The 13480-nt window shown below is 67.5% G+C and carries 13 protein-coding genes and 1 riboswitch; of the genes, 3 read left to right on the forward strand and 10 right to left on the reverse strand.

The window, feature by feature from the left end; translation table 11 throughout:
• Positions 1-15: 15 nt before the first annotated feature.
• Genes cobM through cbiE form a run of 3 tightly spaced genes read right to left on the reverse strand, consistent with a single transcriptional unit; the run spans position 16 to position 2353 of the window.
• The gene (cobM, locus tag FIU85_RS14565; RefSeq protein ID WP_152497417.1) at positions 16-819 is read right to left on the reverse strand and encodes a precorrin-4 C(11)-methyltransferase; all 804 of its coding nucleotides are present in this window, start codon (positions 817-819) and stop codon (positions 16-18) included.
• Positions 816-1172, reverse strand: a complete 357-nt coding sequence (locus FIU85_RS14570; RefSeq protein WP_152493726.1) for a cobalamin biosynthesis protein — start codon at positions 1170-1172, stop codon at positions 816-818. Before FIU85_RS14570 ends, cobM begins: the two co-directional genes overlap by 4 nt.
• Positions 1169-2353 carry a precorrin-6y C5,15-methyltransferase (decarboxylating) subunit CbiE gene (gene cbiE, locus FIU85_RS14575; protein ID WP_152497418.1) on the reverse strand — a complete coding sequence of 395 codons (1185 nt, stop codon included), beginning with the start codon at positions 2351-2353 and terminating at the stop codon, positions 1169-1171. The genes FIU85_RS14570 and cbiE overlap by 4 nt, the downstream gene beginning before the upstream one ends.
• Between cbiE and FIU85_RS14580 the strand changes: the two genes are divergently transcribed.
• On the forward strand, positions 2352-3101 hold the full coding sequence (locus FIU85_RS14580) for a cobalt-precorrin-6A reductase (RefSeq protein WP_152497419.1): 750 nt from the start codon (positions 2352-2354) through the stop codon (positions 3099-3101). The two genes, cbiE and FIU85_RS14580, sit on opposite strands and share 2 nt — an antisense overlap.
• Here FIU85_RS14580 and cobJ read toward each other — a convergent pair.
• From cobJ to FIU85_RS14615, 7 genes are read right to left on the reverse strand one after another with little or no spacing between them, the layout of a single operon-like run.
• The gene (gene cobJ / locus FIU85_RS14585; protein WP_152497420.1) at positions 3074-3826 is read right to left on the reverse strand and encodes a precorrin-3B C(17)-methyltransferase; all 753 of its coding nucleotides are present in this window, start codon (positions 3824-3826) and stop codon (positions 3074-3076) included. The genes FIU85_RS14580 and cobJ overlap by 28 nt on opposite strands.
• Positions 3823-4554: a precorrin-2 C(20)-methyltransferase gene (locus tag FIU85_RS14590; RefSeq protein WP_152497421.1), complete on the reverse strand. Its 732-nt coding sequence runs from the start codon at positions 4552-4554 to the stop codon at positions 3823-3825. The genes cobJ and FIU85_RS14590 overlap by 4 nt, the downstream gene beginning before the upstream one ends.
• Positions 4551-5180 (reverse strand): precorrin-8X methylmutase, encoded by a 630-nt coding sequence (locus FIU85_RS14595; protein ID WP_152497422.1) that lies wholly within the window; start codon positions 5178-5180, stop codon positions 4551-4553. Before FIU85_RS14595 ends, FIU85_RS14590 begins: the two co-directional genes overlap by 4 nt.
• Positions 5180-6310 carry a cobalamin biosynthesis protein CobG gene (locus FIU85_RS14600; RefSeq protein ID WP_152497423.1) on the reverse strand — a complete coding sequence of 377 codons (1131 nt, stop codon included), beginning with the start codon at positions 6308-6310 and terminating at the stop codon, positions 5180-5182. The genes FIU85_RS14595 and FIU85_RS14600 overlap by 1 nt, the downstream gene beginning before the upstream one ends.
• Entirely contained in the window at positions 6307-9585 is a 3279-nt protein-coding gene (gene cobN / locus FIU85_RS14605) for a cobaltochelatase subunit CobN (RefSeq protein WP_152497424.1), read from the reverse strand. The genes FIU85_RS14600 and cobN overlap by 4 nt, the downstream gene beginning before the upstream one ends.
• Before the next feature lie 3 nt (positions 9586-9588).
• Positions 9589-10641 (reverse strand): cobalamin biosynthesis protein CobW, encoded by a 1053-nt coding sequence (cobW, locus tag FIU85_RS14610; RefSeq protein WP_152497425.1) that lies wholly within the window; start codon positions 10639-10641, stop codon positions 9589-9591.
• Positions 10638-11015 (reverse strand): DUF1636 domain-containing protein, encoded by a 378-nt coding sequence (locus FIU85_RS14615; protein ID WP_152497426.1) that lies wholly within the window; start codon positions 11013-11015, stop codon positions 10638-10640. The genes cobW and FIU85_RS14615 overlap by 4 nt, the downstream gene beginning before the upstream one ends.
• Before the next feature lie 76 nt (positions 11016-11091).
• Positions 11092-11292, reverse strand: a riboswitch (cobalamin riboswitch).
• Positions 11293-11325: 33 nt separating this feature from the next.
• Between FIU85_RS14615 and cobO the strand changes: the two genes are divergently transcribed.
• Both cobO and FIU85_RS14625 read left to right on the forward strand, forming a co-directional pair.
• On the forward strand, positions 11326-11949 hold the full coding sequence (gene cobO / locus FIU85_RS14620) for a cob(I)yrinic acid a,c-diamide adenosyltransferase (RefSeq protein ID WP_152497427.1): 624 nt from the start codon (positions 11326-11328) through the stop codon (positions 11947-11949).
• 64 nt (positions 11950-12013) lie between these two features.
• Positions 12014-13459: a cobyric acid synthase gene (locus FIU85_RS14625; RefSeq protein WP_152497428.1), complete on the forward strand. Its 1446-nt coding sequence runs from the start codon at positions 12014-12016 to the stop codon at positions 13457-13459.
• Positions 13460-13480 lie beyond the last annotated feature (21 nt).

A 13480-nucleotide genomic window follows, 5' to 3' on the forward strand; every position in this document is an offset into this window, starting at 1 on the left:
TCAGCAGGCCGGCGCTCACGACGTGCCTTCGCTTTCCGGGGTCCAGTCCGACCAAGGGCTGTCGGCGCTTTGCGGCCGGTAGCGGCGGTCGTAATCCACGGCGTAAAGGCAGGACTCGTCGAACCCTTCGCCGGCAAGCGCGGGGCCTACCAGTATAAGTGCGGTGCGCGTGATGTTCTTGCCCAGGCGGGAGGCGATGTCACCGAGCGTGCCGCGGATGATCTGCTGATCCGGCCACGAGGCGCGGTAGACCACGGCGACCGGACAGTCGGCGCCATAGGCCGGAATGAGGTCGGCGGTGACTTTGTCGAGATTCTGTATCGACAGGTGAATGGCGAGCGTTGCGCCGGTGGCGGCGAAGTTGGTCAGCGTCTCGCCCGCGGGCATCGAGGAGGCGCGACCAGGCGTTCGGGTCAGCACGACGGATTGCGCGATTCCGGGCAAGGTCAGTTCCGTGCCCAATGCCGCGGCGGCGGCGGAGAAGGCCGGCACGCCCGGCGTGACCGAAACGGGGATGTCGAGGGTCCGAAGCCGGCGCATCTGTTCGCCCATGGCCGACCAGACCGAAAGATCGCCGGAATGCAGGCGGGCCACATCGTGGCCGGCCCGATGGGCGGTCTGGATTTCCGCGATGATCTGGTAGAGATCGAGCGGTGCGGTATTGATGATACGCGCGCCGTCGGGGCAATGCGACAGCACCGCCTCGGGTACGAGAGAGCCGGCGTAAAGACAGACCGGGCAGGACGCGATGATATCGCGGCCGCGCAGGGTCAGAAGATCGGGCGCGCCGGGGCCGGCGCCGATGAAGTGAACGGTCATGGGGTCTTTCCTTGGGCCAGGGCACAGGCGGCCATGCGGTCGGTTGAAATCGAGCGGGCGGCCAGCAGCGTCGCGCCGGGGCCAGCGGCGGCAAGCGCTGCGGCTTCGGCTACCGAGCCGGTGCCGCGTGCGCGCAGGGACGCCGCGGAGGTGCTCTGTGTGGCTTGCCGCGTCAGGTCTTCGGGCGGTATTGCGTGCAGGGGCAGGCCAAGTTCGCGGGCGAAGGGCGCCAGTTGATCGGCCTTGTCCTGTGCGGTGGCCAGCGCATCGGGCGTGCCGCCGGTCCGGGCCAGCGCATCGCGGAACGACGCGCGCGTGGCGCGGGTGGTGAATCCCATCCCGGCGACAATCATGGAAAGCTCCATTGCGTGATCGGGTAGGCCTGCGCCCAGCCGCGTTTGCGTCCCATGGGTTGTGCTTGAGCGACCTCGAAACGGTGCAGCTCGCCGCCACGGCGGGCGTGGGCATCGGCCAGAAGCGCCTCTGATTCCAGGGTGACCGCGTTGGCGACTATGCGCACGTCGTCCATGGCCTCGACAAAATCCAGAAGCGGTGCCGACAGACCGCCGCCGATGAAGATGGTATCGGGTTTTGGCAGGTCGTTCAGCGCGGCGGGGGCAGTGCCCTCGACCACATTCAGGCGGTCGACGCCGAGCGCGCTGGCATTGGCGTTGATCAGCGCGATACGGTCAGCGCGGGGCTCGACGACGCTGGCCGTGAGGGACGGGTCACACAGCAGCCATTCGATCCCGATACTGCCAGAGCCGCCGCCGATGTCCCACAGATGTTCGCCCGGTCGGGGGGCCAGCGTCGAGAGGGTCAGCGCCCGGATGTGGCGCTTGGTCATGACGCCGTCGGTTTCAAACAGACTGTCCGGCAGGCCGCTGGTGCGGGGCAGGATGGGGCCGTTGCCCGCCACCTCGACCGCGGCGCAGACCGGGTGGGCGAAATCGCCGGACAGGGTGTCGGCGGTGGCGTGCGTGATCCGTTCGCGTGGGCCGCCAAGCGCCTCCATCACTGTTACCTCTGAGGTGCCGAACCCGGTGTCGCGCAGGTAGGTCGCAAGCTCTGGCACCGCATCGCCATCGCGCAGCAGAACGATCAGGCGCACGCCCGGGGCCAGGTGCGGGCGCAGGCGGGTCAGCGGGGCAGCGTGCAGGCCGGTGCAGATCGTGCGGTCGAGCGGCCAGCCGAGGCGGTTCGCGGCGAGCGAAAACGTCGACCGTCCTGGCAGGGCGCGCCATTCGGACGGGTCCAGATGTGCGGTGATCGTCGTGCCCGCGCCGAACCAGAACGGGTCGCCGGACGCCAGGACGACACAGGGCGCGCCGCGCAGGGACAGCAGGTCTTCGACCCCTTTGGCGAACGGCACGGGCCAGGGGATCGTGCGGGCGGGCGTCTCGATCAGTGACAGGTGCCGCTCGGGCCCCATGACGATTTCCGCCGCGTTCAGCGCGGATCGGCTTGCGGCGCACAGGCCGTCCGGGCCATCTTCGCCCAGACCGATGATCGTCAGCCACGGAGCCTCAGACATGACACCGACCGTTCTGCTGCTGGGTGGCACGACCGAAGCCATGCAGATGGGGCAGGCGCTGGCCGCGCAGGGCGTGCGGGCCACGATCAGCCTTGCGGGACGGGTCAAGACCCCCGCAGCGCAGCCGCTTCCGGTGCGTATCGGGGGCTTTGGCGGGGTGGACGGGCTGGTTCACCACCTCACGGCGCAGGGCGTGACCCATGTGATTGACGCGACTCATCCCTTTGCCGCGCAGATGAGTGCAAATGCGGTGGCTGCCTGTGACGCGTTGGACACGCCCTTGCTGGCACTGACCCGAGCGCCGTGGCAGGCCGAGGCGGAGGATCGTTGGACCCATGTGCCGGATATTGCCGGCGCGGTGGCTGCGCTGTCGGGTCGGTCCAGGCGCGTTTTTTTGGCGTTGGGCCGCATGAACCTGCCCGCCTTTGCCGCGCAGCCGCAGCACGACTACCTGTTGCGGCTGGTCGATGCGCCGGATCGGGTGCCGCTGCCCAAGGCGCAGGTCGTCACTGACCGCGGTCCGTTCGACCTGGAAGGCGATCTGGCACTGATGCGGGCGCATGGGACGGAACTGGTCGTGTCCAAGAACGCGGGCGGCACGGGGGCGCGGGCCAAGATCATCGCGGCGCGGCAGCTTGGCCTGCCGGTGATCATGATCGACCGGCCCGCCATTCCGGTCCGCAAGGAGGCGCATAGCGTGGAAGAGGCGCTGGACTGGCTTCATGGCGCCACCGCGCGCGGCGTATAGACGATGGGCGCGCCGCGCCGTTCGATGAGCCGGGTGGTGGAATTGCCGACCAGAACGACCGTGCGCATGTCGGCCATGTCGGGCGTACACTGTGACAAGGACACGACGCGCAACGACTCTTCGGGCGTGCTGACGGCGCGGGCGAATATGACCGGGCGATCGTCGCCGCAGGCGTCGTTCAGGATGTCGAGTGTTTTGGCAAAGCCTTCGGGTCGGGATTTCGACCGTGGATTGTAGAAGGCCATGGCGAAATCCGCCTTTGCCGCGAGGCGCAGGCGTTTTTCGATCAAAGCCCAGGGCTTGAGATTGTCGCTGAGGTTGATGGCGCAGAAATCGTGGCCGAGGGGCGCGCCGGCGCGCGCGGCGGCGGCCAGCATGGCGGTGATGCCGGGCAGGACGCGAATGTCGAGCTCGCGCCATTCGGGCGGGCCGGCCTCGACCGCCTCGAACACTGCCGAGGCCATTGCGAAGACGCCCGGATCGCCCGAAGACACCACGACCACGCGCTTGCCCTTGGTGGCCATGTCCAGAGCATGGCGGGCACGGTCCAGCTCGACGCGGTTGTCGGAGTGGTGCAGCGTCAGCCCCGGACGCTCGGCCACGCGGGCGACATAGGGAATGTAGCCGACCACATCGGTGGCCTCGGCAAGGGCCGCAGTGACCTCGGGCGTCACCAGGTCGTCCGCGCCGGGTCCGAGCCCTGCTATGACAACGCTGCCCGTCATGGGCGGCGGCCGTGCCCGTGCACGATGATGATCGAGAAGTAGGGCGTGATCTTGTCCTCGGCCTCGGACAGGCGTTGCACCGTCTGGTTGGGCATCGAGGCGTATTCCACCAGCCATGCGGCATCGTATCGGCCCGTCCGGCGCAGCGCGCGGCGGATCTTTTCGATGTTGCGGCCGATCTTCATGATCACCAGCGCGTCGGCGCGGGTCATGTGTTCAACCAGCGTGTCCTCGGGCAGGGTGCCCATCAGGGTCGAAAGGATGTCGTCGCCCCATGTGATCGGCGTGTCGGTGGCCGTCCATGCGGCGGACATGCCGGTGATGGCGGGCACAACCTGCACTGGGCAGTGGTCGCGCAGGCGTGAATGCAGGTGCATGAAAGAGCCGTAGAAGAACGGATCGCCTTCGCAGACGATCACCACGTCCTCGCCCGCGTCGGACATGGCGCCCAGGCGGTCGGTGCAGGTCTGGTAGAATGCCGACAAAACTTCGTTGTAACGCGGATCGGTCAGCGGAATTTCCGTGGTGACGGGGTATTCCATGGCAATCTCGGCCACGTCGTCGCGCAGCATCCCCTCGACGATGCGCCGGGCCTGTCCCTGCCTGCCTGCCTTGCGGAAGAACGCGACATGCCGCGCGCCGCGCAGAAGACGGTCGGCCTTGACCGACAGGAGGTCGGGGTCGCCGGGGCCGAGGCCGACACCCCAGATCGTGCCGGGCGTGCTCATTCCGCGCGGCTCGCGATGGCGTTGATGGCGGCCACGGTGATGGCGCTGCCGCCCAGGCGGCCCTCGACGATGCAGCAGGGCACGGGCTGATCGGTCCAGAGCGCGTCTTTTGATTCGCGCGCGCCGACAAAGCCGACAGGACAGCCGATGATGGCCGCCGGGCGCGGGCAGTCCGGGTCTTCGAGCATGTTGAGAAGGTGGAAAAGCGCGGTGGGCGCGTTGCCGATGGCCACGAGCGCCCCGGCCAGTTTCGGGCGCCAGAGTTCCAGCGCGGCGGCGGAGCGCGTGTTGCCCATGTCGCGCGCACGCTCGACGATGCCGTCGGCGTGCAGGGTGCAGATCACCTCGTTGTCGGCGGGCAGGCGGCTGCGCGTGACACCTTCGGAGACCATGCGGGCGTCGCAGAATATCGGCGCGCCATTTTTCAGCGCGGCACGGGCGGTGCGGGCAAATCCCGGGGAAAAGCGCACATGCTCTTCCAGCCCGACCATGCCGGCGGCGTGGATCATGCGGACGGCAATGGGCTCTTCGTCGGGGTCGAACCGCGACAGCGCGGCTTCGGCCCGGATTGTGGCGAAGCTTTCGCCGTAGATGGCCGCGCCGTCCTTTTCGTATTCGTATGGCATCAAAGGGTCTCGTTCAGGTCTTTGGGGCTCAGGCCCCGTGCGCAGGGTGTGTCCCACGGGGCTCCGTTGCGGACAAGGTCGAAACGACCGTCGCGTCCGGTCAGGGTGGTGTCTGCGGCGCGGGGAAGGGCACAGCCCTTGGCGCAGCCGGAGACGTGCAGGGTGCCGGAAACGCGGGAGGCCAGATCGCGGGCGATATCCATGGTGGGCACTGTTGCCTGAGGGCAAAAGGGTGCACCGGGGCAGGCGTGGGCGGACATAAGCGGATTGCCGGGTTCGGTGACGAAAGGCGTGTCACCGGGGGTGCCGTCCACCAGCAGAAAAAGGCGGCTCAGCATCAGGCGGATGTGCGATGCGCCGCTGGTTTCCAGCAGGGTCTGTAGATCGGTAGCGGCCATTTTGCCGAAGGGTGCACCGAGAATGAAACCTTCGGATACGAGGCCCGGGAAACAGGGAGCGCTTTGGGGCCGCGGTTCTGTCTGGGTCCAGGCTTGGGGAAGGGATGTCGTGGTCAGGTGCCGCGCCATGCGGCCTGCCGCGTGACCGCCGGTACCGTTGAACCACTGAGCCAGGTCCAGTAGGGCGGATGTGGCCGAGGCCTCCGTTATGGGACGGGCCTTGGGGGCACTATCCGCGCGCAGGAGCAGCGCGCCAGCGGTGTCCAGTTCGAACCGAAAATCGGCCGAGCCGTTGCCAAGGCAAGCGTCGGGGCCGGTGTCGATGGCAAAGCCCATCTTTTCGGGCAGGTCGGGCAGGCGCGGGAGGGCGGCGAGGACCTGGTCATAGAGCCTGTCAGTCAACCCGCCCGCATCGCGCCGGGCCGGGACGAGGATGTTGCGATGACCCTCGATGGCGGGGTCTGCATCTATCAGGCCCAGCGCGTCGAGTGCGGCGAGCAGGGCGGGATGGTCGGCCTCGGCCACGCCGCGCAATTGCAGGTTGGCGCGCGAGGTCAGGTCGATCACGCCGTTGCCGTAGCGCTGCGACAGGTCGCATAGGGCCAGCGCTTGCGCCTTGCTCAGCTCGGCCCGAAAGGGGCGCACGCGCACGACCAGCCCGTCGCCCGACATCATCGGGCGGTGCGCGCCGGGGCACCATCCCTTGACTATTGGGTGTGTCGCGCTGTTCATGCGCTGTCCTCAAGCCCTGCCAGGATGGCGTTGCGGCGGGTTTGCCAGAGGCCGGCATCGAGCAAGGCGCGGAACCGATCCTGCATGGCGGCATACGCTTCGGGGTTGGCCTCGCGCAAAAAGGCGTCGGTTTCGGGGTCGCCCAGCGTGGCGTCATGGTAGGCGTCAAAGAGATGCGGGCCGACGACCTGCGCGAGATGGGCAAAGGCGGCCATGTGGTCGAGCGTGGCGGCAATTTCCGCCGCGCCCCGGAAGCCGTGCCGTTTCATGCCTGCGATCCAGCCGGGATTGGTGGCGCGGGCATGGACGACGCGGGCGATCTCCTCGGGCAGGGTGCGGGCGCGGGGACGCTTGGGATCGGTGTTGTCGAGATGATAGAGCGCGGCCCGACCGCCGGTCACAGATTGCGCGGCGGCGAACCCGGCCTCGTGCGTGGCATAGTCGGCAGCGAGTAGAAGGTCGGTTTCCGGCAGGTCCTGAAGGTGCACGAAGCTGTCGGCGTTTTCGACCCGGGCGCGGATGCCGGCGTCGTCGCGGGTGGCGTGGTCGCCATCAAGCGCCCAGGCGGAGGCGGAAAGCCAGGCCTCGCCCGCCTGGGTGCGGGCCTCTGCGGTGTAGGTTTCCGGTGCGGCGCCCATGCCGAGGCCGAAGCTGCCGGGGGCGGGGCCGTAGACCCGCGCGCCGGAGGCGTGACCGGCATAGGGGTTCCAGTCGGGGGCTTCGTCGCGTTGTTCGAGGGCGCGCACGGCTTGAGAGAAGAGGCCCGAGAGCGTCGGGAACACGTCGCGGAAGAGGCCCGAGACGCGCAGGGTGACGTCAATGCGGGGGCGGTCGAGTTCGGCGATGGGCAGAACATCCAGACCCGAAACACGTTCCGAGCCCTTGTCCCAGACTGGCCTGACGCCCAACAAATGCAGGGCCATGGCGAATTCCTCGCCCGCCGTGCGCATGGTGGCCGATCCCCAGAGATCAACGATCAGGCCGCGGGGCCAGTCGCCCTCTTCCTGCAAATGGCGGCGGATCAGTTCCTCGGCCAGCTTGACGCCCTGGGCGTATGCCGCCCGCGTGGGAACAGAGCGGGGATCGGTGGTGAAGAGGTTGCGGCCGGTGGGCAGAACGTCGTCGCGGCCGCGATAGGGCGAGCCGGAGGGACCCGCCGCGATGCGCCGCCCGTCGAGCGCGTCGAGCAGCGACTGCCGCTCGGCCAGGGCGCTGTTTTGCATCGGTTCCGCGTCGGTATCCGGTCGGCCCCAGATGTGCAGCCCGTCACCGAACATGCTTTCCTTGATGTCGCAGACAAAACGGTCGATGCGGGTGATCGCCTCGGCGGTCGATGTGGCGCGGTCGAGACCCAGGTCGTTTTCGACACCGAGGGCCTGCGCCTCGGCTCGGATATCGGACTGCAGGCGGTCGCGGCGGCGGGGGTCGAGCCCGTCGGCGGTGGAGAACTCGTCGAGCAGCGATTCCAGCGTCGACAGGCGGTCGGGCGCTGCGCTGGCCTGCATCGGCGGAGGCACGTGGCCCAGGGTCACGGCGCCGATGCGGCGCTTGGCCTGTGCGGCCTCGCCGGGGTCGTTGACGATGAAAGGGTAGATGACGGGCAAGGCGCCGGTCAGCGCCTCGGGCCAGCAGGCGGGCGACAGGGCGACGGCCTTGCCCGGCAGCCATTCCAGAGTGCCATGCGCGCCGATATGGATGAGCGCGTCGGCCTGGGTTTGCAGCCAGAGGTAGAAGGCAACATAGGCATGGCGGGGCACGCGGGACAGGTCGTGGTAGTCGTCGTCGCGAGTCTTGGGCGTGCCACGTTCGGGTTGCAGCGCGACGATTGCCTTGCCGAGGCGCAGCGCGGCGAAACGGAATTCCCCGTCCGTGGCGTCGGCGTCGTCCTCGGGACGGCCCCAGGCCAGGTAGAGATCTTCGCGCAGAGGGGAAGGCAGCCGTGACAGCAGCGTCCTGTAGTCCGCAAGCGGCAGGCGCATGTCGCGCGCCAGCAGGCGATCTTCCAACGCCGCCGCCGGTGTCTCGTCCACCGAATAGCCTGCCTCGCGCAGATCCAACAGGATGGCGCGGGCCGAGGCGGGGGCGTCGAGGCCGACGGCGTGCCCCATCTGCCAGTCCTTGCCGGGATATGTGGACAGCACAATCGCAGGGTGACGCGACACGGCGGGTTTGGCGGCGAGGTCGAGCCAGCCTTGCACGCGAGAAACCAGCGCCGCGGTCAGGTCCGGCTCGGCCCGGTGCGCATAGCGGGAAAACTCCAGATCGGGATCGCGCGTGCCGGGTTCCTTGAACGACACTGTGCCGCCGGTCAGCCGCCCGTCGACTTCGGGCAGGACGACATGCATCGCAAGGTCGGCGGGCGAAAGGCCGCGCTCGGAGCTGTCCCAGGCGTCGCGGGTGGAGGTGGCCAGCGCGGCCTGGAACACCGGCACGTTGCCTGCGTCGAGCGGCGAGGTGCCGTCATCGCCCTTGCCGGAAAAGGCGGTGGCGTTGACGATGGCGTGGGGCTTGTAGCCATGCACCTGCCGGCGCAGCCAGCCCGCCGCCTCGGGGGCCTTTAGCGACGGGGTGAAGAGCGCGCGGACATGGTGGCCCCGCGCCTTGAAAGCCTGCATCAGCGCCTCGATCGGGGCAAGGTCGGCGGCCACCACGTAGGAGCGGTAGAAGACGATCAGGATCCGGGTCTGCGCGACGGGCAGGTCTGCGAGCGGGCAGCAGGCGCCGTGCTCGGGCGTCCAGGCACCGACCATGGGCAGCACCTTGGCCCCGCGCACCGGCGCGGCGTAAAGACCTGCGGCCAAGGCCAGTTGTTGCAGGGCGGCCTGTGCCGCGATGCTGCCGCCGTTGTCGCAAAGCTCGGCGAGGCGACGCAGGGTCGAGACGGGCAGGGTGGAATAGGCGTCAAGCCGGGGGTCGGGCCGGCCGTCGGCGGGCAGGACGGCGAGCGCGATGCCTTTTTCCTGCGCCAGCGCCAGGACCTGCTGAAGCCCGTATTCCCAGTAGGGCACCCCGCCGATCAGCCGGATCAGGATGCCCTTGGCGCCGGTCAGCGTCTGTTCGACATAGGTATCGACCGACAGCGGATGCCGGAGGGCGGTGAGGTTCGCGAGGCGCAGGCCGGGCAGGCCGTCGCGCCGCCGGTGCCAGCCTTCCGCGAAGGCGCCAAGATCGCTGTCGGAAAACGACAGCACCACCAGGTCCGCCGGGCTTTGGCCCAGGTCGGTGGGGGTGTCGGTTTCTTCCAGACCGTGGCTTTCGCGGAAGACGACGTGCATCGGTTACTCGGCGGCCTCGGCCGGTGCCAGCACGGCGCGGATCGCGTCGACATTCACGTCGTCGTGTTCGGCGATGACCACGAGACGACCGCGGCGGGCCTCGTCCGGTTTCCACGGGCGGTCGTATTGATGGCGCACGCGCGCGCCCACGGCCTGCACCAGAAGGCGCATCGGCTTACCGGCGACACTGGCATAGCCCTTGACGCGCAGGATGTTCTGGCTGTTGGCCAGATCCTCGATGCGGCTGACCAGATCGGCGGGATCGGCGAGTTCCGGGATGTCGATGACGACGGATTCGAAATCGTCATGCTCGTGATCGTCGTGGTCGTCGTGGTGGCTGGGCCGGGCGTCCATGTCATCCTCGGCGGCGGCTTCCAGCCCGAGGATCACGCGGGGATCGACGACGCCCTCGGCGACCTCGACCACGGGCAGGGGGCGGGGCGCTTCGGCGGCGATGACCTCCTTGGCGCGCGCCACGCTCTCGGGGCCGGCAAGGTCGGGCTTGGTCAGCAGGATGATATCGGCGCAGGAGATCTGGTCCTCGAACACTTCCGACAGCGGGGTTTCGTGGTCGATGCTGTCATCCGCCAGGCGCTGGGCGTCGACCCGGGCCACGTCGGGGGCAAAGCGGCCTGCCGCGACGGCCTCGGCATCGGCGAGGGCAATGACGCCGTCGACAGTGATCTTGGAGCGGATATCGGGCCAGTCGAACGCTTTGAGCAGGGGCTTGGGCAGCGCCAGACCGCTGGTTTCGATCAGGATGTGATCGGGGCGCGGGTCGAGCGCCATCAACGCCTCGATCGTGGGGATGAAATCGTCGGCCACGGTGCAGCAGATGCAGCCATTGGCCAGTTCCATGATGTTTTCCGCCGGGCAATCGGGGATGGCGCAGCTTTTCAGGATGTCGCCGTCGACGCCGACATCGCCGAATTCGTTGACCACCACGGCCAGACGGCGGCCGCCGGGGTTCTGCATCAGGTGGCGCACCAGCGTCGTCTTGCCGGAGCCCAGAAAGCCCGTGATGACAGTGACGGGAAGTTTCGCAAGATCGGTCATTGGTCAGCCTTTGCAGTCAGGGGTGGGATGCGCGCAACGCAGTTGCGCTTGAAATGTTCGGGGCGCTGGCGCCACGGGATCAGTCCGTCCTCGGTCTGTTGATAGAGGACCGCGCCTTGCAGCAGCATGTCGGGATGCGACGTTTCATCGAGATTTCCGTACAGATACGTCCAGCGTTCGCCGCCGCGCATGGCGGCGGTGCAGCCCGCGTCGCAGTTTTGCAGGCATTCGACCGGCGTCACGGTGACGCCATCGGGCAGCGTCCGCGCCGTGACCTCCTCATAGAGGCGCTGGCCGGGGCGGCGCTCGTCCTCTGGGATCTCCTGCCCCTTGCGGCACTTGACGCAGATCAGCAGCTCTATGGGCGTGCTCATGTATCCTCCAATATCGGGGGTGCGCGCGGGAGTGGCGGGTGGCCACGCATCCGAGCCCGGCACACCCCGTCCGGTCCGTCTTTTCCTTCTGGTTGGCAGGTCTCCCGGCTTGCGGTTTCGGGCTCTTTGGCCCACGGTTTCCGGCCTTCCCGGCATTGCGCCAGTGGCGGTGGAAACCTTCCCGGTTCACGGTCGCGGGGGCGGCTGTGCCTGGCGCGATGCGCTGCACATTCCCTTTTCACCTGTTTACACAGGCACCAACACGGTGCGACATGCTGCTAAAACCCACCTTGTGTCAAGGAGACGTCCCATGTCCGACCCGTCCGAAGCGGAAAAGACCGCCCGCCACAACGAGAAGATGAAGAAGATAAAGGCCGCGCGCGACCGCATGATGGTGGACAAGACCGAAGAGAAGGGCCTGATCATGGTTCATACCGGTCCGGGCAAGGGCAAGTCATCGTCAGGATTCGGAATGATTCTGCGGTGCATCGCGCACGGGATGCCCTGCGCGGTGGTGCAGTTCATCAAGGGCAACTGGGTGACCGGAGAGGCCGAGATGCTGCGCAACCGGTTCTCGGACGAATGCCGATTCTTCATTTCGGGCGAGGGGTTCACCTGGGAGACGCAGGACCGAGAACGCGATATCGCCGCCGCGCAGAATGGCTGGAACATCGCGAAAGAGCAGATTCGCGACCCTGAGATGAAGTTCGTGCTGCTGGACGAGATCAACATCGCGCTGCGCTATGACTATATCGACATCGACGAGGTCGTGGATTTCCTGTTGCACGAAAAACCTGCGATGACGCATGTGTGCCTGACGGGGCGCAATGCGAAACCCGAACTGATCGAGGCCGCCGACCTTGTGACCGAGATGAGCCTGGTGAAGCATCCGTTCCGGGACGGGATCAAGGCCCAGAAAGGCGTGGAGTTCTGATGTGGTCCCTCATGGCCAGCGGGGCGAAACCGCCGGGGCCGATGCCGTGTGACGGAGACCACCCATGCCCGCGATAATGATCCAGGGCACGGGGTCGAATGTCGGCAAGTCGATGCTGGTGGCGGGCCTGTGCCGGGCCGCGCGCCAGCGGGGCTTGAGCGTGGCACCGTTCAAGCCGCAGAACATGTCGAACAACGCCGCGGTGACGCCGGACGGTGGCGAGATCGGTCGTGCGCAGGCGCTTCAGGCGATGGCTTGCGGTGTGAATTTGCACACCGACATGAACCCGGTTTTGCTGAAGCCGGAAACGGATGTCGGCGCGCAGGTGATCGTGCAGGGCAAGCGCCTGACCACGGCGAAGGCGCTGGAGTATTCCAGCCTGAAGCCGACGCTGATGGCGGCGGTTCAGGACAGCTTTGCCCGCCTGAGCGCACAACATGACCTTGTGATCGTCGAAGGGGCAGGTTCGCCCGCCGAGATCAACCTGCGCAAGGGTGACATCGCGAATATGGGCTTTGCCGAGGCGGCGGATGTGCCGGTGGTCCTGTGCGGCGATATCGACCGCGGCGGCGTCATCGCGCAGATCATCGGCACGCAGGCTGTCCTGCCGCAGGCGGATGCGGCTCGCATCGGGGGTTTTCTGATCAACAAGTTCCGCGGTGATCCGGCGCTGTTCGAGGATGGCTACCGGGAGATCGAGGCGCGCACCGGCTGGCGCGGCTATGGCGTGGCGCCATGGTTTCCCGAGGCATGGCGGCTGCCGGCGGAGGACGCGCTGGATATTGCGGACAGTCCGGTTCAGGGCGCATTTCACATCGTCTGCCTGCAATTGTCGCGGATCGCGAATTTTGACGATCTGGACCCGCTGACGCAGGAGCCGGGCGTGCGTGTCACGATGCTGCAACCGGGGCAGGTGTTGCCGTGCGACGCGGATCTGGTCATCATTCCGGGTTCGAAATCGACGCGCGGCGATCTGGATTTTCTGCGCCGGCAGGGATGGGACATCGACGTTCTGGCACATCACCGGCGCGGCGGCAGGGTGCTAGGCATCTGCGGCGGCTACCAGATGCTGGGTCGCATGGTCTCGGACCCGGCGGGGATCGAGGGGGCGCCGGGGGAGACGTCGGGGATTGGATTGCTGGACATCGAGACGGTCATGGGGGGCGACAAGAGCCTGGCTCAGGTCGACGCGCACCACGTGGGGCTGGACCTGCCGTTTGCCGGATACGAGATTCATATCGGCCGCAGCGACGGCCCGGACCGCGCGAGACCGTTCGCCAGTGTGGATGGCGTGGCCGAGGGGGCGGTGTCTGTCGATGGTCGCGTGGCGGGCAGCTATCTGCACGGGATGTTCGGCGATGACAGGTTCCGCGCAGCTTGGCTCGGGTCGAACGGGGCCGATGCCTCGGATCTGGGGTATCAGGCCATGGTTGAGCGCACGCTGGATGAACTGGCGGCGCATCTTGAGATGCATCTGGATGTCGCGGGTCTTTTGGCGCTTGCCAGATGAGGTCAGGCGGAGCCGATCGCC

This window comes from Roseovarius sp. THAF8, from assembly GCF_009363735.1.
Lineage (GTDB): Bacteria > Pseudomonadota > Alphaproteobacteria > Rhodobacterales > Rhodobacteraceae > Roseovarius.